Annotated in this window: 19 protein-coding genes; 11 read left to right on the forward strand and 8 right to left on the reverse strand. The window is 65.5% G+C overall.

Annotated features, from left to right (window positions below):
- Nucleotides 1-15: 15 nt before the first annotated feature.
- The 3 genes from OKW37_RS26840 to OKW37_RS26850 all read left to right on the forward strand — a co-directional run bounded on the left by OKW37_RS26840 (nucleotide 16) and on the right by OKW37_RS26850 (nucleotide 5,478).
- Entirely contained in the window at nucleotides 16-522 is a 507-nt protein-coding gene (locus OKW37_RS26840; RefSeq protein ID WP_090807233.1) for a (2Fe-2S)-binding protein, read from the forward strand.
- Nucleotides 519-4,166 (forward strand): molybdopterin cofactor-binding domain-containing protein, encoded by a 3,648-nt coding sequence (locus tag OKW37_RS26845; protein ID WP_429402730.1) that lies wholly within the window; start codon nucleotides 519-521, stop codon nucleotides 4,164-4,166. Before OKW37_RS26840 ends, OKW37_RS26845 begins: the two co-directional genes overlap by 4 nt.
- Nucleotides 4,167-4,269: 103 nt before the next feature.
- The gene (locus OKW37_RS26850) at nucleotides 4,270-5,478 is read left to right on the forward strand and encodes an ABC transporter substrate-binding protein (protein WP_090807229.1); all 1,209 of its coding nucleotides are present in this window, start codon (nucleotides 4,270-4,272) and stop codon (nucleotides 5,476-5,478) included.
- Between the two features lie 128 nt (nucleotides 5,479-5,606).
- Here the strand turns inward: OKW37_RS26850 and OKW37_RS26855 are convergent, their stop codons facing one another.
- The gene (locus OKW37_RS26855) at nucleotides 5,607-5,858 is read right to left on the reverse strand and encodes a hypothetical protein (protein ID WP_018423554.1); all 252 of its coding nucleotides are present in this window, start codon (nucleotides 5,856-5,858) and stop codon (nucleotides 5,607-5,609) included.
- Between the two features lie 195 nt (nucleotides 5,859-6,053).
- Here OKW37_RS26855 and OKW37_RS26860 point away from each other — a divergent pair, with 195 nt between their 5' ends.
- Nucleotides 6,054-6,578 (forward strand): DUF6496 domain-containing protein, encoded by a 525-nt coding sequence (locus OKW37_RS26860; protein WP_090807227.1) that lies wholly within the window; start codon nucleotides 6,054-6,056, stop codon nucleotides 6,576-6,578.
- Between the two features lie 98 nt (nucleotides 6,579-6,676).
- Here OKW37_RS26860 and OKW37_RS26865 read toward each other — a convergent pair whose 3' ends face one another.
- The gene (locus OKW37_RS26865; protein WP_090807225.1) at nucleotides 6,677-8,005 is read right to left on the reverse strand and encodes an aspartate aminotransferase family protein; all 1,329 of its coding nucleotides are present in this window, start codon (nucleotides 8,003-8,005) and stop codon (nucleotides 6,677-6,679) included.
- Between the two features lie 186 nt (nucleotides 8,006-8,191).
- On the opposite strand from OKW37_RS26865, the gene OKW37_RS26870 reads away from it, so the two are divergent.
- A complete protein-coding gene (locus OKW37_RS26870) occupies nucleotides 8,192-9,607 on the forward strand; it encodes a PLP-dependent aminotransferase family protein (RefSeq protein WP_429402731.1) in 1,416 nt (471 codons plus the stop codon).
- Between the two features lie 23 nt (nucleotides 9,608-9,630).
- On the opposite strand, the gene OKW37_RS26875 is transcribed toward OKW37_RS26870, so the two are convergent.
- A complete protein-coding gene (locus OKW37_RS26875; RefSeq protein ID WP_184046544.1) occupies nucleotides 9,631-10,254 on the reverse strand; it encodes a LysE family translocator in 624 nt (207 codons plus the stop codon).
- Nucleotides 10,255-10,512: 258 nt separating this feature from the next.
- Here OKW37_RS26875 and OKW37_RS26880 point away from each other — a divergent pair, with 258 nt between their 5' ends.
- Both OKW37_RS26880 and OKW37_RS26885 read left to right on the forward strand, forming a co-directional pair.
- Nucleotides 10,513-11,415: a glutamate/aspartate ABC transporter substrate-binding protein gene (locus OKW37_RS26880; RefSeq protein WP_184063417.1), complete on the forward strand. Its 903-nt coding sequence runs from the start codon at nucleotides 10,513-10,515 to the stop codon at nucleotides 11,413-11,415.
- A 215-nt stretch (nucleotides 11,416-11,630) separates the two neighbouring features.
- Nucleotides 11,631-11,942: a hypothetical protein gene (locus OKW37_RS26885; RefSeq protein ID WP_244145126.1), complete on the forward strand. Its 312-nt coding sequence runs from the start codon at nucleotides 11,631-11,633 to the stop codon at nucleotides 11,940-11,942.
- A gap of 67 nt (nucleotides 11,943-12,009) precedes the next feature.
- On the opposite strand, the gene OKW37_RS26890 is transcribed toward OKW37_RS26885, so the two are convergent.
- The 3 genes from OKW37_RS26890 to OKW37_RS26900 all read right to left on the reverse strand — a co-directional run bounded on the left by OKW37_RS26890 (nucleotide 12,010) and on the right by OKW37_RS26900 (nucleotide 15,512).
- Nucleotides 12,010-13,809, reverse strand: a complete 1,800-nt coding sequence (locus OKW37_RS26890; protein ID WP_429402732.1) for a chloride channel protein — start codon at nucleotides 13,807-13,809, stop codon at nucleotides 12,010-12,012.
- A gap of 2 nt (nucleotides 13,810-13,811) precedes the next feature.
- Complete coding sequence (locus OKW37_RS26895; RefSeq protein WP_184007094.1) at nucleotides 13,812-14,228, reverse strand: MarR family winged helix-turn-helix transcriptional regulator; 417 nt, start codon at nucleotides 14,226-14,228, stop codon at nucleotides 13,812-13,814.
- Between the two features lie 117 nt (nucleotides 14,229-14,345).
- Nucleotides 14,346-15,512: an HPP family protein gene (locus tag OKW37_RS26900; protein ID WP_429402733.1), complete on the reverse strand. Its 1,167-nt coding sequence runs from the start codon at nucleotides 15,510-15,512 to the stop codon at nucleotides 14,346-14,348.
- A 301-nt stretch (nucleotides 15,513-15,813) separates the two neighbouring features.
- Here OKW37_RS26900 and OKW37_RS26905 point away from each other — a divergent pair, with 301 nt between their 5' ends.
- The 3 genes from OKW37_RS26905 to OKW37_RS26915 all read left to right on the forward strand — a co-directional run bounded on the left by OKW37_RS26905 (nucleotide 15,814) and on the right by OKW37_RS26915 (nucleotide 17,367).
- Complete coding sequence (locus OKW37_RS26905; RefSeq protein WP_018423542.1) at nucleotides 15,814-16,131, forward strand: DUF1840 domain-containing protein; 318 nt, start codon at nucleotides 15,814-15,816, stop codon at nucleotides 16,129-16,131.
- Nucleotides 16,132-16,683: 552 nt separating this feature from the next.
- Nucleotides 16,684-17,181 carry a universal stress protein gene (locus tag OKW37_RS26910; RefSeq protein ID WP_429353090.1) on the forward strand — a complete coding sequence of 166 codons (498 nt, stop codon included), beginning with the start codon at nucleotides 16,684-16,686 and terminating at the stop codon, nucleotides 17,179-17,181.
- Between the two features lie 48 nt (nucleotides 17,182-17,229).
- Entirely contained in the window at nucleotides 17,230-17,367 is a 138-nt protein-coding gene (locus OKW37_RS26915) for a hypothetical protein (protein WP_167368721.1), read from the forward strand.
- A gap of 126 nt (nucleotides 17,368-17,493) precedes the next feature.
- On the opposite strand, the gene OKW37_RS26920 is transcribed toward OKW37_RS26915, so the two are convergent.
- Nucleotides 17,494-19,704, reverse strand: coding sequence for a TonB-dependent receptor (locus OKW37_RS26920; RefSeq protein ID WP_429402734.1), 2,211 nt, complete (start codon nucleotides 19,702-19,704; stop codon nucleotides 17,494-17,496).
- A 368-nt stretch (nucleotides 19,705-20,072) separates the two neighbouring features.
- Between OKW37_RS26920 and OKW37_RS26925 the strand changes: the two genes are divergently transcribed.
- Nucleotides 20,073-20,450: a response regulator gene (locus OKW37_RS26925; protein ID WP_429402735.1), complete on the forward strand. Its 378-nt coding sequence runs from the start codon at nucleotides 20,073-20,075 to the stop codon at nucleotides 20,448-20,450.
- 112 nt (nucleotides 20,451-20,562) lie between these two features.
- On the opposite strand, the gene OKW37_RS26930 is transcribed toward OKW37_RS26925, so the two are convergent.
- Nucleotides 20,563-21,354, reverse strand: a complete 792-nt coding sequence (locus OKW37_RS26930; RefSeq protein WP_429402736.1) for a DUF4410 domain-containing protein — start codon at nucleotides 21,352-21,354, stop codon at nucleotides 20,563-20,565.
- Nucleotides 21,355-21,418: the final 64 nt, after the last annotated feature.

Genomic DNA, 21,418 nt, shown 5'->3' on the forward strand with positions numbered 1-21,418 from the left:
GGTGCTCGCATCATGATGAACCGCGCCGCTCAGCTCGTGCTGAAGGTAAACGGCGCGACGCATGTGGTCAGCGCGGCGGCGCAGACACCGCTGCTCTACTTGTTGCGCAATGATCTCGCGCTGAACGGGCCGAAGTTCGGTTGCGGTCTCGGCGAATGCGGCGCCTGCACCGTGCTGCTCGACGGCATGCCGACGCGCGCCTGCGTGACGACCGCCGAAGTCGCGCTGGGCCGCGAGATCACGACGCTCGAAGGGCTCGGCACGCGCACCGCGTTGCATCCGGTGCAGCAGGCGTTCATCGACGAACAGGCCGCGCAATGCGGCTACTGCCTGAACGGCATGATCATGACCGCGAAGGCGCTGCTCGATCGCGATCCGCATCCGAGCGTCGCGACGATCCAGCGCGAGCTGTCGCGCAATCTGTGTCGCTGCGGCACGCATGTCGAGATCGTGCGCGCGGTGCAGCGCGCGGCGCAACTGCTCGACGCGCAAACGGACGTGGACGACGGAGCGCGCGTATGACCGGGCCGGACTTCAGCGTCGATCGTCGTGGCGCGACGCCGTCACGCAAGCAGTTGTACGACGCGCACAGCGTGCTGATCGTCGCGCGGCCGCCGCATGCACCGGTCAAGGCCGCGCGCGGCCAGCCGGGGTCGCGTTCTTCGTTCGTGCCGACCGAGGCGGATCTGTTTCTGGTCGTGCGAGACGATGGCAGCGTGGTCGCGTTCAACGGTCACGTGGATCTTGGCACCGGCATTGGCACCGCGCTCGCGCAGATCGTCGCGGAAGAACTCGATGTGCCCTTGACGCGTGTGTCGATCGTGCTCGGCCATACCGGCGAAGCGCCGAACCAGGGACCGACGATCGCCAGCGCGACGATCCAGATTTCGGCGGTGCCGCTGCGGCAGGCGGCGGCGCAAGCGCGTCAGTATCTGGTCGCGCAAGCGGCCGCGCGCCTGAATGTAGACGCGAACGATCTCGACGTGCAGGACGGCCGCGTGTTTCCACGCGATGGCGACCCGGCGCAGGGCATTCACTATGGCGAGCTGATCAAAGGCCAGCGTGTCGAACTGCTGCTGTCGAACGATGCACCTTTGAAACCGCCGCACGCGTACCGCGTCGTCGGTAAAAGCGCGCCGCGTGTCGACATTCCCGCGAAGGCGACCGGTGAGCTGAGCTTCGTGCACGACGTGCGCGTGCCCGGCATGCTGCATGGACGCGTGGTGCGGCCGCCTTATGCGGGCGTCGCGCAGGGTGAGTTCATCGGGCATAGCCTGCTGGAAGTGAACGAAGCGGCGATTCGCGATTTGCCTGGCATCGTCAAGGTGGTCGTGATTCGCGATTTCGTCGGCATCGTCGCCGAGCGTGAGGAGATTGCGCAACAGGCGGCGCAGCGGCTCGACGTGCGCTGGAAAACGGTCGATGGCCTGCCGCCGCTCGACACGAGCGAGCAGGTCGAAGCGGCGTTGCGCGCGAATCCGGCGACGCGGCGCGATCTGGTGATCGAAGGCGACGTGGATGCGGCGCTCGCGCAAGAACCGTCGCGCACGTTGGAACGCACTTACGTGTGGCCGTTCCAGATGCACGCATCGATCGGGCCGTCGTGCGCGGTCGCGGACTATCGCAACGGAGGCGGCGACGACACGCAGCTGAAAATCTGGTCCGGCACGCAGAACCCGCATTCGCTGCGCGCCGACCTCGCGTTATTGCTGACGCTCGACGAAGCGCGCATCGACATCGTGCGGATGGATGCGGCGGGCTGCTACGGACGCAATTGCGCGGACGACGTCGCCGCCGACGCCGCGCTGCTGTCGCGCGCGGTCGGCGCGCCGGTGCGCGTGCAGCTCTCGCGCCAGGACGAACACGCGTGGGAACCGAAGGGCGCCGCGCAACTGATGGACGTACGCGGCGCGCTCACCGCCGAAGGCGTACTGGCCGCCTACGACTTTGCGACGCGCTATCCGTCGAACGACGCCCCCACGCTCGCGCTGCTGCTGACCGGCACGATTCCCGCGCAGCCGCAGGTGTTCGAGATGGGCGACCGTACGGCCGTGCCGCCGTACGACTATCGCAGCATGCGCATCGTCTGCGACGACACGCCGCCGATCGTGCGCGCCGCGTGGCTGCGCGGCGTGTCGGCGTTGCCGAACACGTTCGCGCACGAGTCGTTCATCGACGAACTGGCCGAGCAGGCCGGCGTAGATCCGATCGAATTCCGCCTCACGCATCTGACCGATCCGCGCGCGATCGACCTCGTCAAGGCGGTCGCGGCGAAAGCCGGGTGGGAACCGCGCGAACCCGCGTTCAGAACGCGCGGCGAGGACGACGAGGACGGCAACATTGCGCGCGGCCGCGGCATAGCGTACGCGCGCTACGTGCACAGCAAATTCCCGGGGTTCGGCGCCGCATGGTCCGCGTGGGTCGCCGACGTCGAAGTCAATCGCAACAGCGGCGAACTGGCGGTCACGCGCGTCGTGGTCGGCCAGGACACCGGCACGATGGTCAATCCCGATGGCGTGCGTCATCAGATTCACGGCAACGTGATCCAGACGACGAGCCGCGCGCTGAAGGAGCAGGTCAGTTTCGGCGACAACGCGGTGACGAGCCAGGAGTGGGGCGCGTATCCGATCCTGACGTTCCGCGAAGTGCCCGTGATCGACGTCGTGATGATGCCGCGCCACGGCGAGCCGCCGATGGGCGCCGGCGAGTCGGCGTCGCTGCCCGGCGCGGCCGCCATCGCCAATGCGCTGTACGACGCGACGGGGGTGCGTTTCCGTCGCCCGCCGTTCAAGCCGGAAAAGATCCGCGCCGCGCTCGCCGACGCGCAGGCGCAAGACGCGGCGGCGGCGCGCAGGAAAAAGCGCTGGCGGCGCGGCTTTTTCGGCTTGTCGGCCGCGGGCGTGGTCGGCTGGCTTGGCGCGCTGTCGTTCGCCTCGGTTTCCAGCGCGCCGCTTGCGCCGATCACGCCGCCGCTCGCCAGCGCGTTTGCGCCGGAACTGGTCGCGCGCGGCAAGCTGCTCGCGTCGCTCGGCAATTGCGCGGTTTGCCATACCGCCCACAACGGCGTGCCGAACGCCGGCGGCAAGCCGCTCGCGACCCCGTTCGGCACCGTCTACAGCACCAACCTCACGCCCGACGGCCAAACGGGGATCGGCCACTGGTCCCTCGAAGCGTTCGTGCGCGCGATGCGGCACGGCATCAGCCGTGACGGTCATCGGCTGTATCCGGCGTTTCCGTACACGTCGTTCCAGAACATTTCCGATGACGATCTGCACGCGCTCTACGCGTATCTGATGTCGCAAACGCCGGTGCGCAGCCGGCCGCCCGAAACGAAGCTCGCGTTTCCTTTCAGCGTGCGTCCGCTGATGGCTGCATGGAACGGCCTGTTTCTCGGCCGCACTGCGTTTATCGGCAACCCCGCGCAGAGCGCGCAATGGAATCGCGGCGCGTATCTGGTGAATGGCCCTGGCCATTGCAGCGCGTGCCACACGCCGCGCAACGTGTTCGGCGCCGAGAAAACCGGCGCGGCGTTCATGGGCGGAGGCAGCGCCGAGGGCTGGGAAGCGCCCGCGCTGTCGGCGTTGTCGAATGCGCCGGTGCCGTGGAGCGAGGACGAACTGTTCCGCTATCTGCGCGACGGTCACGCGCCGTTGCACGGCGTCGCGGCCGGGCCGATGGCGCCGGTGATCGGCGATCTGGCGGCGCTGCCCGACAGCGATATCCGCGCGATGGCCGTCTATCTCGCGTCGCTCAATCCGCTGGAGCCGAACGCCGATCCGGCCGCGACCGCGCGCGAATACGAACAGGCCAGCGCGATGACGGGCGCGCCGGTCACGGCGGGTGCGCGGCTTTTCGACGGCGCGTGCGCCGCGTGCCATCACGCTGGCAGCGGACCTCAGTTGTTCGGCGCACATCCGTCGCTGGCGCTGAACACGAACCTGCACGGCGCGGCGCCGGACAACCTGATTCGCGTGATTCTCGACGGCATCGACTCGCCTGCGCGGCCCGAACTCGGTACGATGCCGGCTTACCGCGACAGTTTCAACGACGCCCAGGTCGCCGAGCTCGTGTCGTTCCTGCGCGCGCAGTTCGCGGGCGGCAAGCCGGCATGGCAGGACGTCGCCGCGAACGTGGCCAGAATCCGCGCGGAACCACGCGAGCAATGAGCCGCCAGCCGTCGTCCGAAGGTGCGCAGGTCCACGCGCTTGCACGTCCTCAGGTTCGCATGTCTGACTAAAACCACCATTCCTTCTGATAACGGAGAAACGCATGACCACGCGCGCAGGATGGATCTCTCGCCTCATGGTGTCGACCGTGTGCTCGTTTGCCGCGCTCGGCGCGAGCGCACAGCAGACCATCAAGATCGGTGAGATCAATAGCTACAAGGCGCAGCCCGCCTTTCTCGGGCCTTACAAGCAAGGCTGGAATCTCGCACTCGAGCAGGTGAACGCGGCGGGTGGCGTGCTCGGCAAGCAGCTCGAGGTTATTTCGCGCGACGACAACGGCAACCCCGGCGACACGATCCGCGTCGCCCAGGAGCTGATCGCGCGCGAGCAGGTGCAGGTGCTGTTCGGCGGCTTCCTGTCGAACACTGGCCTCGCGCTCGCCGACTTCGCGAAGCAGAAGAAGATCTTCTTCCTCGCGGCCGAACCGCTGACCGACAAGATCGTCTGGGCCGATGGCAATAAATACACGTACCGTCTGCGCCCTTCGACCTACATGCAGGTCGCGATGCTGGTGCCCGAGGCCGCGAAGCTGAAGAAGAAGCGCTGGGCGATCGTGTATCCGAACTACGAGTACGGGCAATCGGCGGTGGCGACCTTCAAGAAGCTGCTGACGGCCGCGCAGCCGGACGTGCAGTTCGTCGTCGAACAGGCGACGCCGCTCGGCAACGTCGACGCGGGCGCCGTGACCCAGGCGATCGCCGACGCGAAGCCCGACGCGATCTTCAACGTGCTGTTCGGCGCCGACCTCGGCAAGTTCGTGCGCGAGGGCAATACGCGCGGGCTCTTCAAGGACCGCGCGGTGGTGTCGCTGCTGACCGGCGAGCCCGACTACCTCGATCCGCTCGGCGCCGAAGCGCCGACCGGCTGGATCGTGACCGGCTACCCGTGGTATTCGATCGATACGGCCGCGAACAAGCAGTTCGTCGACACGTATCAGGCGAAATATCACGACTATCCGCGGCTGGGCTCGGTGGTCGGCTATTCAGCGCTGATGTCGATCGCGGACGGCATCAAGAAGGCGGGTTCGACCGATCCGGACAAACTCGCCGCCGCGTTCAAGGGGCTCAACGTGCAGACGCCCTTCGGCCCGATCATGTACCGCGCGCAGGACAATCAGTCGACGATGGGCGCGTATGTCGGCGTGACCGGCGTGAAGGACGGCAAGGGTGTGATGACGTCGTACCGCTATGTGGATGGCGCGAGCGTGCAGCCATCGGACGCCGAGGTGAAGAAACTGCGCCCGGCGGATTGAGGACGTGGCGCGCGGCGGTCCGTCGTGACTGCCGCGCAATGGCCGCGCGAGTGTTGGTGAATGCACGTCCGCGGCGGCTGTTGCCACGAGTGGGCGGCTTTGAAAACGGCGGTTGCCGTCGGCGAAACCTACTCTTCCGCGTCGTGCTCCGTGACGAAGCGCTTCAGATAAGCGAGCACGGCCGCTTCCATCGCGCGATGATCGGCGGTGTTTTTCGAGCCCGCGTTTTCTTCATCGCCGAACAGTGTGGACGGCGCGTTGTGCACGTCCACTTCCTGCCCCTCGCGGAACACGCGAATTTCGTGGACGTCTTCGACGTACTCGGCGATCCAGTGCACGCCCTCGATATGTGTGCCAGCGCGAACCGTAACTATCTTCATGGCTGTCTCCATGCAAGGCGGCCGATTTGAGTTAGCGCTTCGGCGCTTACTCCCGTCCCATGTCCACCACCATACGCCGTCCCGCCGACGCACGCGAGTCCCGCCGCGCAACCGCCGCCGGAGCATGGCGCGGATGGGCGCTCCGGCACGCTCGTTGCTAAATGATAGAGACTCACCCACAACCGGAGAACCGTCATGCCAGAGCAGAAAACCTTGAAGCGTGCCGCGGCCGATAAACGCGCCGGCAAATCAGCGAGTACTCAAGCGGGAGAGTTCGTCAAGGAACAGGTGGACAAGGTCCGCGCCGGCAAGCACGGCGTGCGCTCGCCGAAGCAGGCGATCGCGATCGGGCTGTCCGAGGCGCGGCGCGCGGGCGTCGACCTGAAGCCGCCGAAGAAGGGCGCCACGAGCGAGGCGACCCGCAAGAAAGCGCAGAAGGACAGCGCGGCGGGCAAGCACGAAGGCGCCGCGAAAAAGAGTGCGAGCAAGGAGTCGAGCGCGAAACGCTCGCGTGTGTCGGAGAGCGTGCTCAAGCGCGAGAGCAAGGCCGGGGCGTCGTCGGCGGCGATGTCGAAGCAGGCGAAGTCGGCGGCGGCCAAGCGGCCAGCAGCGAGCCGCTCGGCCGCAGCCAAAAAGGCCGCTGCGACGAAGGGCGCGGCTGGACGCTCCGCTGCCGCGAAAAAGGCCGCGCAAACGCGGGCGTCGCGCGCGCATCACTGAGCTTGCGGCTCGCAAAGCGGCAGCAATAAAAAAGAGCGGCGCACGCATGCGCGTGCCGCTCTTTCGTCGTCGCCTGGTGGCGCGCTTGCGGGCCTTCCTTACTGCACCGTCGCCAGCACCTCGCCAACGGTGCGGAAGAGCCGCGCGATCTGCTCTTCGTCGATGATCAGCGGCGGGGAGAACGCGAGGATGTCGCCGGTGAAACGGATCAGCACGCCTGCCTCGAAGCATTTGACGAACGCCTCGTAGGCGCGCGCGCCCGGCGCTCCGTCGCGCGATTCGAGCTCGATGCCCGCGACGAGGCCGAGATTGCGCACGTCCTTCACGTGCTTCGCGTCGCGCAGCCCATGCGCGGCGGCTTCGAACGTCGGCGCGAGGCTGGCCGCGCGCTCGAACAACTGGTCGCGGCGGTACAGATCGAGCGTCGCGATCGCGGCCGCGGCAGCCGCCGGATGCGCCGAGTACGTGTAGCCGTGGAACAGCTCGATCGCGCCCGGCGCGCCGCTACCCACGACCGTGTCGTGGATGGTGCGGCTCGCCGCGACCGCGCCCATCGGAATCGACGCGTTGTTGATCGCCTTCGCCAGCGTGATCAGGTCCGGCGTGACGCCGAAGTGTTCGCTCGCGGTCGCCTTGCCGAGGCGGCCAAAGCCCGTGATTACTTCGTCGAAGATGAGCAGGATGCCGTGCTTCGTGCAGATCTCGCGCAGCTTCTGCAGATAGCCTTGCGGCGGAACCAGCACGCCGGTCGAGCCGGCCACCGGTTCGACGATCACCGCGGCGATCGTCGAAGCGTCGTGCAGCGCAACGATGCGCTCCAGCTCCTCGGCAAGATGCGCGCCCCATGCGGGCTGGCCCTTCGAGAACGCGTTGTGTTCGAGGTTGTGCGTGTGCGGCAGATGATCGACCGCCGGCAACAGCGCCCCCGAAAACGTCTTGCGATTCGGCGCGATACCGCCGACCGAAATCCCGCCGAAACCGACGCCGTGATAGCCGCGCTCGCGGCCGATCAGACGCGTGCGCTGGCCTTCGCCGCGCGCGCGATGGTAGGCGAGCGCGATTTTCAGCGCGGTGTCGACCGATTCGGAGCCCGAGTTCGTGAAGAAGATGCGATCGAGCCCTTCCGGCATCAGCTCGGCAACCTTCTTCGCCGCTTCGAACGCAAGCGGGTGGCCCATCTGGAAGGTCGGCGCGAAGTCGAGCGTCGACAGCTGCTGGGTGATCGCGGCGACGATTTCATCGCGGCCATGGCCGGCGTTCACGCACCACAGCCCGGCGCAACCGTCGAGAATCTCGCGCCCGTCGGTGCTTCGGTAGTACATGCCCTTCGCCGATTCCAGCAGGCGCGGCGCGGCCTTGAACTGGCGGTTGGCGGTGAAGGGCATCCAGAAGGACGACAGATCGTCGATGACGGGGCGCGAAGTCATGGCATCTCCTCGAAGTGGTGTCGGTTGGGGCTTTAAGCGTAGCCAAACTGTAGCCCTCGCGGTTTAATGGCGGCATAAACAGTTGACCAAGTGTGGTGTCAACCGTGCTGGTGGATTCGCGCGAACTGTTCCGGTAGGCGGGCGGTCCGCGGTTCGTCTTTTTGCCCCTCGTTTTTCGCCCGAAACATGATCGAACTGGACCTTCAACGCGACCGGCGCGCGGCGCCGACGCTCGTCGAACAGGTCGTGCAGAGCTTCGCGCGCGCGATCGACTCGCAATCGCTGCGCGCCGGCGCACTGCTGCCGTCGGTGCGGCAGCTTGCCCAAAGCCACGCGCTGAGCACCTTCACCGTGACCGAGGCGTACAACCGGCTGGTGTCGATGGGGCTCGTGGTCGCGCGGCGCGGCTCCGGCTATCGGGTGGCGGCGCGCTCGCCGTCCACACGGGCGGCCGTCGCCGACTGGACGCCGCCGAGCCTGACCGCGACGTGGCTGCTGTCCGACGTGTTCGCCGATCACTCGGTGCCGATCAAGGCGGGCTGCGGCTGGCTGCCGAGCGAATGGACCAACGAGAGCGGCCTGCAGCACTCGCTGCGCGCGCTGAGCCGGGTGCCGGCCGCGCGGCTCGGCGACTATGGCCATCCGTACGGCTTCGCGCCGCTGCGCGAGCGCATCGCCGAACAACTCGACCGGCGCGGGCTGCCCGTCGACGTCGCGAACGTGCTGCTCACGCAGGGCGCGACGCAGGGGCTCGATCTGATCGTGCGCACGCTGCTGCGCGCGGGCGATGCGGTGATCGTCGAAGATCCCGGCTACTGCAATCTGCTGCAGATCCTGAAGCTCGCCGGGCTGGTCGTGCATGGCGTGCCGCGCACGCCGGCCGGCGTCGATACGGACGTTCTCGCAACGCTGGTCGCGCGGCACAAGCCGAAGGCGATCTTCGTCAACACCACGCTCCAGAATCCGACCGGCGCGACCTTCGGCATGTCGGCCGCGTTCCGCTTGCTGCAGATCGCCGAGCGCGAGCGCATCTGGGTGATCGAGGACGACGTGAGCCGCGAACTCGCGCCGGCCGGCGCGCCGCTACTGGCGGCGATGGAAGGCTTGCAGCGCGTGTTGCACGTCGGCGGCTTTTCGAAGACGGTGACGCCGTCGCTGCGCTGCGGCTATGTGGTGGCCGAGCAGGCGGTGCTGCGCGAACTCGCGCGCACGAAGATGGCGGTGGGGCTGACGTCGTCGGAAACGATCGAGCGGATCGTCGACAAGGTGCTGGTGGAAGGGCGTTACGCGCGCCACGTCGAGATGGTCAACGAACGGCTCAAGCTCGCGCACGTGGCACTCGAAGAACGGCTGGACGCGCTCGGGCTCGAGGTGTTTCACCGGCCGCGCGCGGGGCTCTTCATGCTGGCGCGTCTGCCGATCGAAGCGGAGCGCGCCGCCGAGGTCGCGACCGCCGCGCTCGCGCACGGCATCTGGCTCGCACCGGGCTCCTACTTCCGTCCCGACGACGCGCCGAGCGCGTGGTTCCGCTTCAACGCGCCGTATTCGAGCGACGACGCGTTGTGGCGCTTCATCGAGCGGGTCGGGGAGGGGGCGTGGTAGACGCGGCGGCGCGCGTCGAAAGCTCAGCCGCCGTGCCCGATCAGCTTCAGCGCGATCGGATACAGCGACGCGACCAGCAGCAGCGCCATCGCGATGTTGAAGACGCGCAGCCGCTTCGGGTTCGACAGCACCTCGCGCATCGCGGTGCCGAAACCGGCCCACACGCAGATGCACGGAAAGCCGATCACATAGAACACCGCGGCCATCGCGGCGGCGTTCATGCCGAAGCTGTTGCTCAGGTGAATCGTCGTCGCGGCGGTCAGCACCATCATCCACGCCTTCGGATTGACCCACTGAAACGCGATCGCCTCGTGAAAGCGCATCGGGCGACGCTCGCCGTTCCTGAGCTTCAGTTCGCCCGACGTGCCGATTTTCCACGCCAGATACAGCAGATAAGCGACGCTGACGACTTCGAGCACCGTATACAGCACGGGGAAATGCACGAACGCCTCGCCGAGGCCGATGCCGACCGACAACATCAACAGCACCACGCCGACGCTGATGCCGGACAGATGGGGCAGCGTGCGGCGAAAGCCGAAATTGACGCCCGACGCGAGCAGCATCGTGTTGTTCGGACCGGGCGTGATCGAGGTGACGAGCGCGAACAGGATGCCGGCGGGCAGCGCGCTGAGAGTGACGAAAGACATGGGGGCTCCGGTGTCGCCAACAGAAAACGGTGAGGTTCATTCTAGCGACAGAGGCCGGTACAGTACCTGTACGGTTTTGAAAATGATGTCCAGTACGGATCGATGATGACTTGATTGGCCGGAAAGCGTCGCCACGCGGCGTTTCAACACTCGGTAGTTAACATATGTTGCATTTATTTTTTTAATGGCAACATATGTAGACGGCTGGCGCAGCAGCCCGCCATCCATCAGGAACCTGCCGCACGATTGGAGATACCCATGAAAATGATGAATTGGTCCACTGTTGCCATGCTCGTGGCGGCAACGTTGGCGAGTCCGGGCGCGTTCGCGCAGGACGCGACGTCCACGCTCGCGAAGATCCAGCGAAGCGGCGTGATCGCGATTGGCCATCGCGAGACGTCGGTGCCGTTCTCGTACGTCGACGCGAACAACGAGGTGGTCGGCTTTTCGCAGGACCTGTGCAACAAGGTCATCGATGCGGTCAAGGCGAAAACGAAGCGTCCGGACCTCAAGGTGCGCTTCATCCCGGTCACCTCGCAGAATCGCATTCCGCTCGTGCAGAACGGCACGGTCGATCTCGAATGCGGTGTGACGACCAATCTCGTCGCGCGCCAAAGCCAGGTGGCGTTCGCCGACACGTTCTTCGTCGCGACGACGCGTCTTCTCACGCGCAAGGACTCGGGCATCAAGGACTTTCCGGATCTCGCGGGCAAGACGGTCGTGACGAATCAGGGCACGACGTCCGAGCGCATCCTGCGCAAGATGAACGAGGACAAGAAGATGAACATGCAGATCATCAGCGCGAAAGATTACGGCGAAGGGCGTCTCACGCTCGAAAGCGGCCGCGCCGTCGCGTACATGATGGATGACGTGTTGCTTGCCGGCACGCGCACGCTGACCGCGAAGCCGTCGGACTGGATCATCACCGGTACGCCGCAATCGTCGGAAGCGTATGGCTTCATGTTGCGACGCGACGATCCGGAGTTCAGAAAGCTCGTCGACGACACGCTCGAACAGGTGATGAAAGGACCGGAAATCCACACGATGTACGACCGATGGTTCATCAAGCCGGTGCCGCCGAAGAACATCAGCTTCGACTTTCCGATGAGCGATTCGCTGAAACAGCTTTACGCGACGCCGAACGACAAGGCGCTCGAATAACGGCTTTGGCCGCTATTGCGCGTAGGAATGGTTTCTAGTGGCAGTCTTTTGCTCTTTCCTCTATACCTGGCTATAGGCGGCGCGTTTCGGTTGAACGTCGCCTATAGCGGGAACGGAGGGGCAAAGTGAAGAGGCCGATGGAATCTTCGCGGCGCGGACGGATTTTCCCCAGTGGAATTCTTCGTGCCGCGCTGGCGTTGGCAAGCGGCGTATTCATGGTGTCCGCAAACGCCGACGCACAAACGCGCGCGATTACGATCGTATCGGGCACCTATGGCGAGAATTGCGGCGCGCCGCGCGGCAACCTGACTCGTGAGCTCGAGCGTCATTGCAACGGACGGGAAACTTGCGATTACGCGCTGCCCGGCCTGCACAAAGGCGGCACGACGATGGCATGCCCACGCGACTTCCACGCCGAATGGCATTGCGACCACGCGGACTTCCACACGGCGGCGCTGGGTCCCGGCGCGAAATCGGGCGACACGCTCGTGCTGGGTTGCGTCGAGTCGCGTGGTGCGGGCAAATAGCTCCATGCGCGAATAAAAAGGCCGAGGCCCTAACGGGGCTCGGCCTTTGATTTTTGCTGCGGTCTTTTTAGCGGGCTTTCCGAACCGGCGCGAAGCGCCGCTTGCTGAACGACGGCCCGATACGACGGAAACGTTCCCGTTTGTGCTCTTCTTCGAAGTGCGCGAGCGACGGCTTGACCAGATCGCTGCGCGACACGATGCCTACCAGACGCATGCTGTTGCGATCGGCGACCACCGGCAGGCGTTCGAGCCCGAGCACGGCGAGCCGCGTCGCCACCAGCCGGCAGGTTTCGGATGACAAGGCAAACTCGGTGTTGTGTTGCGCGAACACGTCGGCGAGCGTCATCGCGCGCTTGCGTTCCGTGTCCTCGGCGCAGAAGCGTTCGAGCGACATGCGGTCGGCCACGCCGATCACCGCGCCGTCGCGCACCACCGGATACGCGCGGCGCAGCTGGTTCGCGCCGAACAGCGTCTGCAGCGTTGCGCCGACCGTCGTGGCGGCATCGACCGATTCGACCGAGGCGGTCATCACTTCGTCGACATAGTGGCGCTCGAGCGGATCGACGCCGTACTCGCGATAGATGTGATAGCCGCGTCGCGCGATTTTCTCGGTCATGATCGAGCGCCGCATCACGACCGTGGAGAAGCCGTGCGCGATCAGCGTTGCCGTCAGCAGCGGCAACAGCGCGTTGGCGTCGTGCGTGAGGCCGAACGCGAACACGATGGCCGTCAGCGGCGCGCCGAGCGTGGCACCAAGCGTCGCGGCCATGCAGACGAGCGGCCACAGCGCCGGTTCGCTGCCCGGGAGCCAATGCGCGAGCACCGTGCCGAGTCCGGCACCGAGCATCAGGAGCGGTGCGAGCACACCGCCCGACGTGCCCGAGCCGAGCGCGATGACCCACATCACCGCCTTCACGGCGAGCAGCAAAAGGGCGACCTGCACTGCAATGTGCTGATGCAGCAGATCGCCGATCACGTCGTAACCGACGCCGAGCGCGCGCGGTTCGAGCCAGCCGCCGATGCCGACGACGATGCCGCCGAGCGCTGGCCACCACATCCAGTGGATCGGCAGCTTGCCGAACAGGTCTTCCACCTTGTAGAGCGAGGCGGACAGGCCGGACGCCAGCGCGCCCGACAACCCGCCCGCGACCGCGCACGACAGCAGCGACCAGCCATCGGGCGCGGCAGTCTGTAGCGGAAACAGCGGACCTGTACCGAAGAAAATCACGCGGGCGAAGCCAGCGACCGCGCACGCCACCGCGACTGGCAGGAAGCTGCGCGGCCGCCATTCGAACAGCAGCAGTTCGACCGCGAGCAGCACGGCCGCGAGCGGCGTGCCGAACACCGCGGTCATGCCGGCCGCCGCGCCCGCCACGAGCAGCGTCTTACGTTCCGCCGCCGTGACCTTCACGCACTGCGCGATCAGCGAGCCGAGCGCGCCGCCGGTCATGATGATCGGGCCTTCCGCGCCGAACGGCCCGCCGCTGCCGATCACGATGCCTGACGACAACGGCTTGAGCACCGCCACTTTCGGCGACATCTTGCTCTTGCCGAACAGGATCGCCTCGATCGCCTCGGGAATGCCGTGGCCGCGAATCTTTTCGGAGCCGAAGCGCGCCATCAGCCCGACGATCAAACCACCGATCACCGGCACGCCGATCACCCAAATGCCAAGCGTATTGGCGGCGGGCGAGCGGTCGACGAACGACAGCGTGCCGAAGAAAAACAGATTGGTGAACAGGCGAATCAGGTTCAGCAGAACAAAGGCGGCAATCGTGCTGACGAAGCCGATGCCCGCGGCGAGCGCGAAGATACCGGGCAGCCGTGCATTCGCCGCGAAGTCGCGTTTGTGGGAGTCCATGCGCATAGTTAGTCGAGGTCGATCCGTGGAACCTGGAAGGAGCCTTCGAGCGATCTCAATTCGGCGCGATGCAGTTCCGCAAGCCGTTCGAGTACCCGTTCTCCCGCTCTTTCGATGTGTACTTCAACCTGGCGGCGATCGGTCTCGCTGACCTGGCGGCGCACGAGATTCAGTGCCTCGCAGCGCGATACCAGCGCGACGACGCCGTGATGTTGCGCCTGCAGACGCTCCGCGAGTTCGCCGACGGTCGCCCAGTCGCGCTCCGGATAGCCCTTGATGTGCAGCAACAACAGGTATTGCAACGGCGTGATGCCCTCGCTTTGCGCGGCCTGCTCCGAGAAGCGCTCGAAGCGCCGCATCTGATAGCGAAACTGCGACAACTGCTCGAAATCGCTCTTAACGAGCTTGCGAGTCCGTACTTTCATGGCAAATCCGCCAATGTGAAGAAAACCGAAAATATATCACGTCATGATGTACTTGAGCGAATTGCGGCCGTCGCAACGGCATCGCGCGGCAGGTCTCCTCGGTCTTTTAGTTGAAAATCAGGCCGCCTCGCGGGCTCGGGTGGCGGTTTGCCGATACAGGCCGGAGATCAGGTCCACCTGCGTGATCATGCCGACCACGCGGCCCGCGCGATCGAGCACCGGGATGTGGTGATGGCCGAAGTTCGCGAACATCGGCACCAGTTCCGTGATCGGATCGGTGGCGGCGACGGTGCAGACGTCGGTGGTCATCACGCTGCCGACGTTCGACGTGCGAAGCGCATCGCCGCGCAGCCAGCCGTCGAAGTAGTTCAGGATCGGACCGAGCGCACCGAAGCTTCTTCTGTCGACGAAATCGGCGCGCGTAACGATGCCTAGCAGTTTCTGCGCCGCGTCGACGACCGGCAGCGCCTTCACGTTGTGGCGCTTGAACAACTGCCATGCGGCGGCGGCGCGCGTGCCCGGCGATACCGACACGACGTGGCGCGACATCACGTCTTCGCAGCGCAGTTCGTTGAAGCTGCGCGAGAACGCCTGAAGCTGCGTTTCGCGCAGCAGCGAATAGAGATCGTCGGTGTCGATGTCGAGCAGTTCGTCACGGCGTCCGAGCACGGCTTTGACGTCTTCGCGCGTGAAGCCGACGCGCGCGGCTTCGTCGGCGGCCTGGCTCGGCGTCGCGCGGTCCTGGCGTCCCGCATGCGGATAACGGTGGCCGGTTGCCGCGTGATAGACGAGCGCCGCGAACAGCAGCGCGGCCGACTGGATCGCGATCGGTTCGAGCACGAAGCGGTAGCCGAGCGCATGAATGACCGGGCCGCCCAGCACCGCGGTCAACGCGACCGCGCCCGACGGCGGGTGCACGCAGCGCAGCGCGAACATGCCGGAGATCGACAGCGCCACCGCGAGGGCGGCCGCCAGCGTCGGATCGCCGATCAGCGTCGCGCAGGTTACGCCGACCGTCGCGGACACGAGGTTGCCGCCGATGATCGACCACGGCTGCGCCAGCGGGCTCGCGGGCACCGCGAACAGCAACACGGCGGAAGCGCCCATCGGCGCGACAAGCAGCGGAATATTTGCGACAGGGCCGAGCAGCAGATACATCAGACCGCCGGTGAACGCGATGCCGAGAAGCGCGCCGAGGCACGAACGCGCACGCTCGTGCCATTTCACGGTGACCGGTGCAGGGAGAAAGCTGGCAAGCCAGCCGAGAGCAGGAGAGCGGGACAAGATAGGAGCAGAAAGTAGTCGATGATGCCGGGCCCGACATTACCGGGGAAACCCTGGCAACGCGAATACAGTCTGGTCATGATTATATGTCAATATGATATAAAAGTTCTCCGCCCCCCGCGCGGCGCGCGGAATCTGTCGCATCTCGCAGACAGTCGAGACCACAGCCGACGTGCTTCAGCATGGCCCTTAAATCAACCCTCGGCGCGTTCTTTTTTGTCACATCGTGATATAAAATGAGAGCAGGCGGATTGGGAGGACTCGTTGGCCCGTTGCCTGATAGACCGATAAAGGAGCCATCATGATGATCACATTTCAATCGACGGCGTCACCGGATGTCGTCATGCTCAGGGATCTCGCACAATATCTGCTTGGTCTGATCGGCAAGCGGCTCGGCGCGCGGGGTGTTATCAGCCACGACGAGCTGCCCCGCGCGATCGATCGGCTCGAAACCGCCATCACCGAAGACGCGGCCGCGGAAACGACCCTCGAAGCATTGCACTGCTCAACCAGTAATCAACGCGAGTCGCGCAACCGGCTGTCGCAGCGCGCGTGGCCGTTTCTGGACATGATGCGTGCGGCGCGCGACTCGGACGCAGACATCATCTGGGGGCTGTAGTTCGTCGAGGGAATCGCGATGAAACGACTTGCGTCGTGTCGACGTTTCGCAATCGTCCTCATTTCGGTTTGCGCCGTTCCGCTTGCCTATGCGTTCTCACCCGCGCAGCAGACCGGCCGATACCCGCAGCCGGTGTGCGGCTCTTGCACCGCATCGTGCGGCACGGGGGTGCGAAGCAGTGTGATCGGCGTGTATGGCGGCACCGTTGTCGACCAGTTGTCCAGCGGAGCGGTGGTGCTCGTGAAATGGCCGAACGGTTCGCCGCACGAGGCATGGACCGCTCGGTCGCATGGCTATGGTTTGCCCGTCGATCCCGCGGCAAACGCTGCTCATGTTTTCTTTCTGTGGCCTGAGTCGTAGCGCGGTGTTCCTGATCGCCGCGCCGAGCAACCGCTATTTCAGGGCAGGGATTCGGTGGCCGCCGAAACTCGTGAATAGTGCCTGTTTGACCGCGTTTCTGTAGGTATTTGCATGCATCGGTGTCGCGCGGTATATATCACGAACTGACATATAATTAATTGATCACGTGCCGCACGGCGCAAGGAGATTCTCATGTCGAGCTTCAAGCGCATTCTTCTCTGCTACGACGGAACTCGCGAAGGACAACACGCGTTGAAGGACGGTGCCGCTCTCGCGCAAGACCTGAACGCAGAAGTGCACCTGCTTTCCGTGCTCAACAATACGGCGTGGATGCAGGGCGCGGACATCACGTCCGCGGTGCCGGTCGATTTCATCAACGAATCCGCCAAAACGCTGCTCGACGAGGGCTTACGGAAGCTCGCCGCACGCGGAATTCGCGCGACCGGTCATCTCGCGATCGGCGAACCACTCGATGAGATTCCGTTTTTCGCTAACGATCTGAAGGCCGATCTGGTCGTCGTCGGTCATCGTCGCAGTCACGGACTCGCGCGATGGTGGGGTGGCCGGCACGACGGGCTGCTGCTCGATCGCGTGACGTGCAGCGTGCTGGTGACGATGGGCGCGGCAACCGATGCGCCGGCCGCAGCCGCAGGCACGGGCGAGACCGCGCGGTCCGCCGAACATTCATGAGCGTTGTGTTGTGTGTTGACTTGTGTTGCGTTGGCACGGAGGCACACCATGAAAGACGTCGACGAACAGTTCAATCATCCTCAGCCCGTCAGGCACAGCGATAACGAAAAGAGCAAGCTGCCGCAGCGCGCCGCCGATGCGCAGCGGCCGAAGAAAAAACCCGAAGGCGAGCCGCCGGTCGAGTGACGAGGGGCGGCGCCACGCCGTTCAGTTCGCGCGGAAACACTAAAACGCTGCCAGCCCGAAAGCCTGGCAGCGTTTTAGTCATACATGCAAGCCGCTGGCACAGGCGACCGACATCACGTCAGACAATCAGAAGTCGGTGCTGACCGACAACAGGAACGTACGCGGTGCGCCCTGGGTCAGGTACGTCGTCGCGCCGTAGGCCGACACGGCTGACCAGTACGCCTTGTTCGTCACGTTCTGCACGGTGGCGCGCAACGTCGTCCTCTTGCCGTAGATGGACGTCTCGTAACGCGCCCCCAGGTCGAAGCGGTTCCACGACGGGATCGACAGCGTGTTGGCCGCGTTCGCTTCCTGCGCGCCGGTATGGATCCAGCGCGCGTTGACCGCGAGCCCCGGCACCATCGGAATGTCGTAATCGGCGCCCAGGTTGAACAGGAAAGTCGGCACGCCCACCGGACGGTTGCCGTCGTAGGTTCCGCCTTGTGTGTTCTCGAGCGTCGCGTCCATCAGCGAAGCGCCGGCCAGCAGACGCAGGCCCTTGAGCGGCTCGCCGTGCACTTCGGCTTCGAGACCGCGATGGCGTTCGTTGCCGTTCAGGCCATAAATATGCGTGGCCGCGTCGGTGAACGCCGACGGCTGTTCGATCTGGAAAGCGGCAAACGACGCACCGAACCTTTCGGTGTCGTACTTGACACCCACTTCCCACTGCTTCGTGCGGACCGGCGCCAGTTGTTGACCGTAGTTCAGCGTGCCCGCCGGCGCGATGCTGCCCGCTGCCAGCGCTTCGCTGCGGTTCGCGAAGATCGACACGTTCTGCGTCGGCCGCAGAACGAGGCCGAACAGCGGCGTCGTGATGCCGTCGCTGTAGTTGCCGCTGCCGATGCCCGTGTTGTCGTAGTTGGCCGTCGCGATCTGCTGGCGACGCGCGCCGACCGTGAACAGCACCCGGTCATGCAGGAAGCCGAGCGTATCGGACGCGGACACGCTGCGGATCACCGTGGTGGCCGTCATGCCCGGATCGGCCAGGTTGCCGCCTGACATCGTCGTGGCCGGGTAAGGCGTCTGCACCGTGTTGTAGAGCGAGACCGGGCCCATGAAGGCGTAGGTCCACGCGGAGTTGGTGTTCTCGCTCGTGATGGCGCCGCCCACCGCAACCCTATGCGACACCGGGCCAGTGTCGAAGCGGCCGCGCACGCCGACTTCGGCGGAGCTCGAATTCTGGTTGTACGGCACGCCGAGACGGGCACCGGTGACGCCGGTCGACGAATAGGTCGGCGAGTAGTACTCACCTTGCTCGACCGTGCGGCGCACACCACCGGTCGCATAAGCGGTCCAGCCCGGCAGGAAGTCGTATTCGGCCTTCAGGATGCCGACGGTGTCTTCGAGGTTCGTGTACGACCAGTTCTGCGCGTAGTTGTACGTTGCCGGCGGCACGGCGGGAATCGCGTCGGTGAAGTAGACGACCGGGCGGCCGTCGCTGACGTGCTCGCGCTGATACAGGAAGTCGCCGGACAGACGCAGCTTGTCGCCGCGCCAGTCGAGCGCGACGGCCGTAGTGTTGTCGCGGCGGTGTTCGCCGTCGATGCTCGTCTCGCCGTCACGATTCGCCTGGTTCACGCGGATCCCGAACTGGCCTTCGCTGCCGAAGCGTCGGCCGACGTCCACCTGCGCGCCGAACTCGCCGGAGCCGCTGGTTGCGAGTGTCACGTTGGTGGTCGGCGTGTCCTCCGCTCTCTTCAGCTGCACGTTCACGCCGCCGCCGATCGCCGAGCCCGTCGGCGAAGCACCGTTCAGGAACGCGTTGGCGCCCTTGAACACGTCGACCCGCTCGACCGCCGCGGTCGAGACCAGTTGGCGCGGCGTAACGCCGTACAGACCGTTGATCGAGATGTCGTCGGCATTGAGCTGGAAGCCGCGAATCACGAACACTTCCGAGAAGTTGCCGTAGCCGTACGCGGTTCGCACCGACGGGTCGTTTTCGACCACGTCGGCGAGCGTGCGCGCCTGCTGATCCTTGATCAGCTTGGCCGTGTAGGTCGTCATGCTGAACGGCATGTCGATGTTGCGCTGCTTGCCGAGCACGCCGTAGTCGGCGCCGCGCGCGACCTGGCCGCCCGCGTATGTCGGCGACAGGTCGCCGGGCAACTCTTCGACGGCGGCCGCCTGAACCTTGATGGCGGGCAGCGTGCCGTCGGCGGCGGGGGCGGAGTCGGTGGATTGAGCGAACGCGCTGGCCGGGACACTGAAAGCGACGGCGATGGCGGCAAGGATGGTGGCGCGATGCAGAGTGGCTTGAGCAGGCGTGGCCTGCGGGCGATTCCAGCGTGAAACGGACATGAATTGGAAAGTAGGCGTGGTCGTCGATCTTCCGTCCCGGGGCGCTAGTTGGAATCCGGGCGGCATTTTTCCTGGTTGCACGCGCGGATGATGCCGTTTATGTAAGCAGTCCGAGCGCAGAACGAAAGGTTCGGCGGAATTATAGTGCAAATAGGAATCATTCCTATTGTAGAGACGCAACGATTTACGGAACTGATGGCAAAAGTGGATGTTTTCGATGACGTCGAGCGGCCGCGACGCGCGGGTTTGACGCCGCCGCAGCCGCGGTACAGCGCTTGCTTCCCACCCAAAGGTTTACTCGCAGGCCGCCATACATGCCACGAAATCCGACTACTTGCCAGAGGTAGAGCGCCCGAGAGGTCCAGCTATTGCACGGCGTGCCGCGCGTGCTCGTCATCGACGACAACGAGAACGCCGCCGAAGCGCTTGCCACCTGGCTTTCCTACGAGGGTGTCGAGGCGCGCGCCGCGACAGGCTGCACCGCGGCGCTGCACTGCGTGCGCAACTGGGTGCCCGACGTCGTCGTGCTCGACATCATGATGCCGGAGCGCGACGGCTACGAAACGGCGAGCGCGCTGCGCCGCTATCTGCCGACGCACAGTCTCGGCATCGTCGCGTTTACGTCGCTGGACGAGGACCACGTGAGGCAAACCGGCCGCGAGCGCCACAACTTCGACGGTTATTGCCAGAAGGGCACGGCGCCGGCCACGCTGCTCGCCCTGCTGCGAGGGTTGTGGCGCGGCTAGCGACGGGGGCGCGCGTCGATAAAAAAACGCGGCGGCGTGGACATCGCTCCACACCGCCGCGCTTTTCAACCGCGCTCTTTAGTCGGACCCGCAACCCGCCGCGCTCAACCGCTCAGCTCTTTCGCGCGGTCTGCATCCAGCCGGCTTGCACGCCGAACTGCGCGATCTGTTTCGCGACTGCATCGGCGAGGCGCTTTGCATCGTCCGACACGCCCGCGCGCTTCGTTTCGGTCACGCCGTGCAGGCCCGCGCCGGCCGCTGCCGCGGTCGCGACGGTGCCGGCCGCCGCGCCGACCCCGGCGGTTTCGACCATGCCGGGCATCTTGCCGCTGTCCGCGTTGGCCGTGAAGCTCTGCACGACACGCGGCGTGCCGCCTGCGGGCTGGTAGACGATCCGCACCGCGCTGCTCACCTCGCTCTTGCCCGCGCCCAAGCCGATCAGCGTGCGGCGGCGGCGATTGCCGGCGTCGATCGTCTCGAAGCTGCCTTGCACGAGCAGCACGTTCTGGCCGGCGGGCACCGGCGCGTCGGTGCGCACCGCGTGCAGTCCCATCGCCTGCAGCTGATGGACGATCTCGTCGGCGACCTGCTCGCGCACCTGGGCGGCATCGGCAACCTGCTTCTGCGCGTCCGACGAGCCCGACATCTGCGTCTTCAGTTTTTGCAGCATGCCGCCGTTGTCGAGCTTGACCTGCTGCGGATCGGCATCGAACGTGTAGACGTAGATCGTGTCCGGATGCATCGTCGATTGCGTGCCTACGTCGGCCGTCGCGGACGTGCTCGTCGCGCTCAGATTCGTGACGCTGGCGCCGGCGCAGCCGCTCAGCAGCGCGCCGCCGCACACGAGTGCCATGCAGGTGAAACGGGCGGCGTTCTTTTTGATGAAGTTCACTGAAGTCAACATGATGATCCTGTGGTCGGCACGCGGTGCCAGTCTGTTCGAGTCCATCGCCGATGATCGGGCAACC

Origin of the sequence: Paraburkholderia sp. MM5482-R2, from assembly GCF_050436125.1 — a bacterium.
Lineage (GTDB): Bacteria > Pseudomonadota > Gammaproteobacteria > Burkholderiales > Burkholderiaceae > Paraburkholderia > Paraburkholderia tuberum.

Coding starts and splice junctions, on each gene's coding strand:
- OKW37_RS26840 (WP_090807233.1), top strand. CDS start 16: ATGAACCGCGCCGCTCAGCTCGTGCTGAAGGTAAACGGCGCGACGCAT.
- OKW37_RS26845 (WP_429402730.1), top strand. CDS start 519: ATGACCGGGCCGGACTTCAGCGTCGATCGTCGTGGCGCGACGCCGTCA.
- OKW37_RS26850 (WP_090807229.1), top strand. CDS start 4,270: ATGACCACGCGCGCAGGATGGATCTCTCGCCTCATGGTGTCGACCGTG.
- OKW37_RS26855 (WP_018423554.1), bottom strand. CDS start 5,858: ATGAAGATAGTTACGGTTCGCGCTGGCACACATATCGAGGGCGTGCAC.
- OKW37_RS26860 (WP_090807227.1), top strand. CDS start 6,054: ATGCCAGAGCAGAAAACCTTGAAGCGTGCCGCGGCCGATAAACGCGCC.
- OKW37_RS26865 (WP_090807225.1), bottom strand. CDS start 8,005: ATGACTTCGCGCCCCGTCATCGACGATCTGTCGTCCTTCTGGATGCCC.
- OKW37_RS26870 (WP_429402731.1), top strand. CDS start 8,192: ATGATCGAACTGGACCTTCAACGCGACCGGCGCGCGGCGCCGACGCTC.
- OKW37_RS26875 (WP_184046544.1), bottom strand. CDS start 10,254: ATGTCTTTCGTCACTCTCAGCGCGCTGCCCGCCGGCATCCTGTTCGCG.
- OKW37_RS26880 (WP_184063417.1), top strand. CDS start 10,513: ATGAAAATGATGAATTGGTCCACTGTTGCCATGCTCGTGGCGGCAACG.
- OKW37_RS26885 (WP_244145126.1), top strand. CDS start 11,631: ATGGTGTCCGCAAACGCCGACGCACAAACGCGCGCGATTACGATCGTA.
- OKW37_RS26890 (WP_429402732.1), bottom strand. CDS start 13,809: ATGCGCATGGACTCCCACAAACGCGACTTCGCGGCGAATGCACGGCTG.
- OKW37_RS26895 (WP_184007094.1), bottom strand. CDS start 14,228: ATGAAAGTACGGACTCGCAAGCTCGTTAAGAGCGATTTCGAGCAGTTG.
- OKW37_RS26905 (WP_018423542.1), top strand. CDS start 15,814: ATGATGATCACATTTCAATCGACGGCGTCACCGGATGTCGTCATGCTC.
- OKW37_RS26910 (WP_429353090.1), top strand. CDS start 16,684: ATGTCGAGCTTCAAGCGCATTCTTCTCTGCTACGACGGAACTCGCGAA.
- OKW37_RS26915 (WP_167368721.1), top strand. CDS start 17,230: ATGAAAGACGTCGACGAACAGTTCAATCATCCTCAGCCCGTCAGGCAC.
- OKW37_RS26920 (WP_429402734.1), bottom strand. CDS start 19,704: ATGTCCGTTTCACGCTGGAATCGCCCGCAGGCCACGCCTGCTCAAGCC.
- OKW37_RS26930 (WP_429402736.1), bottom strand. CDS start 21,354: ATGTTGACTTCAGTGAACTTCATCAAAAAGAACGCCGCCCGTTTCACC.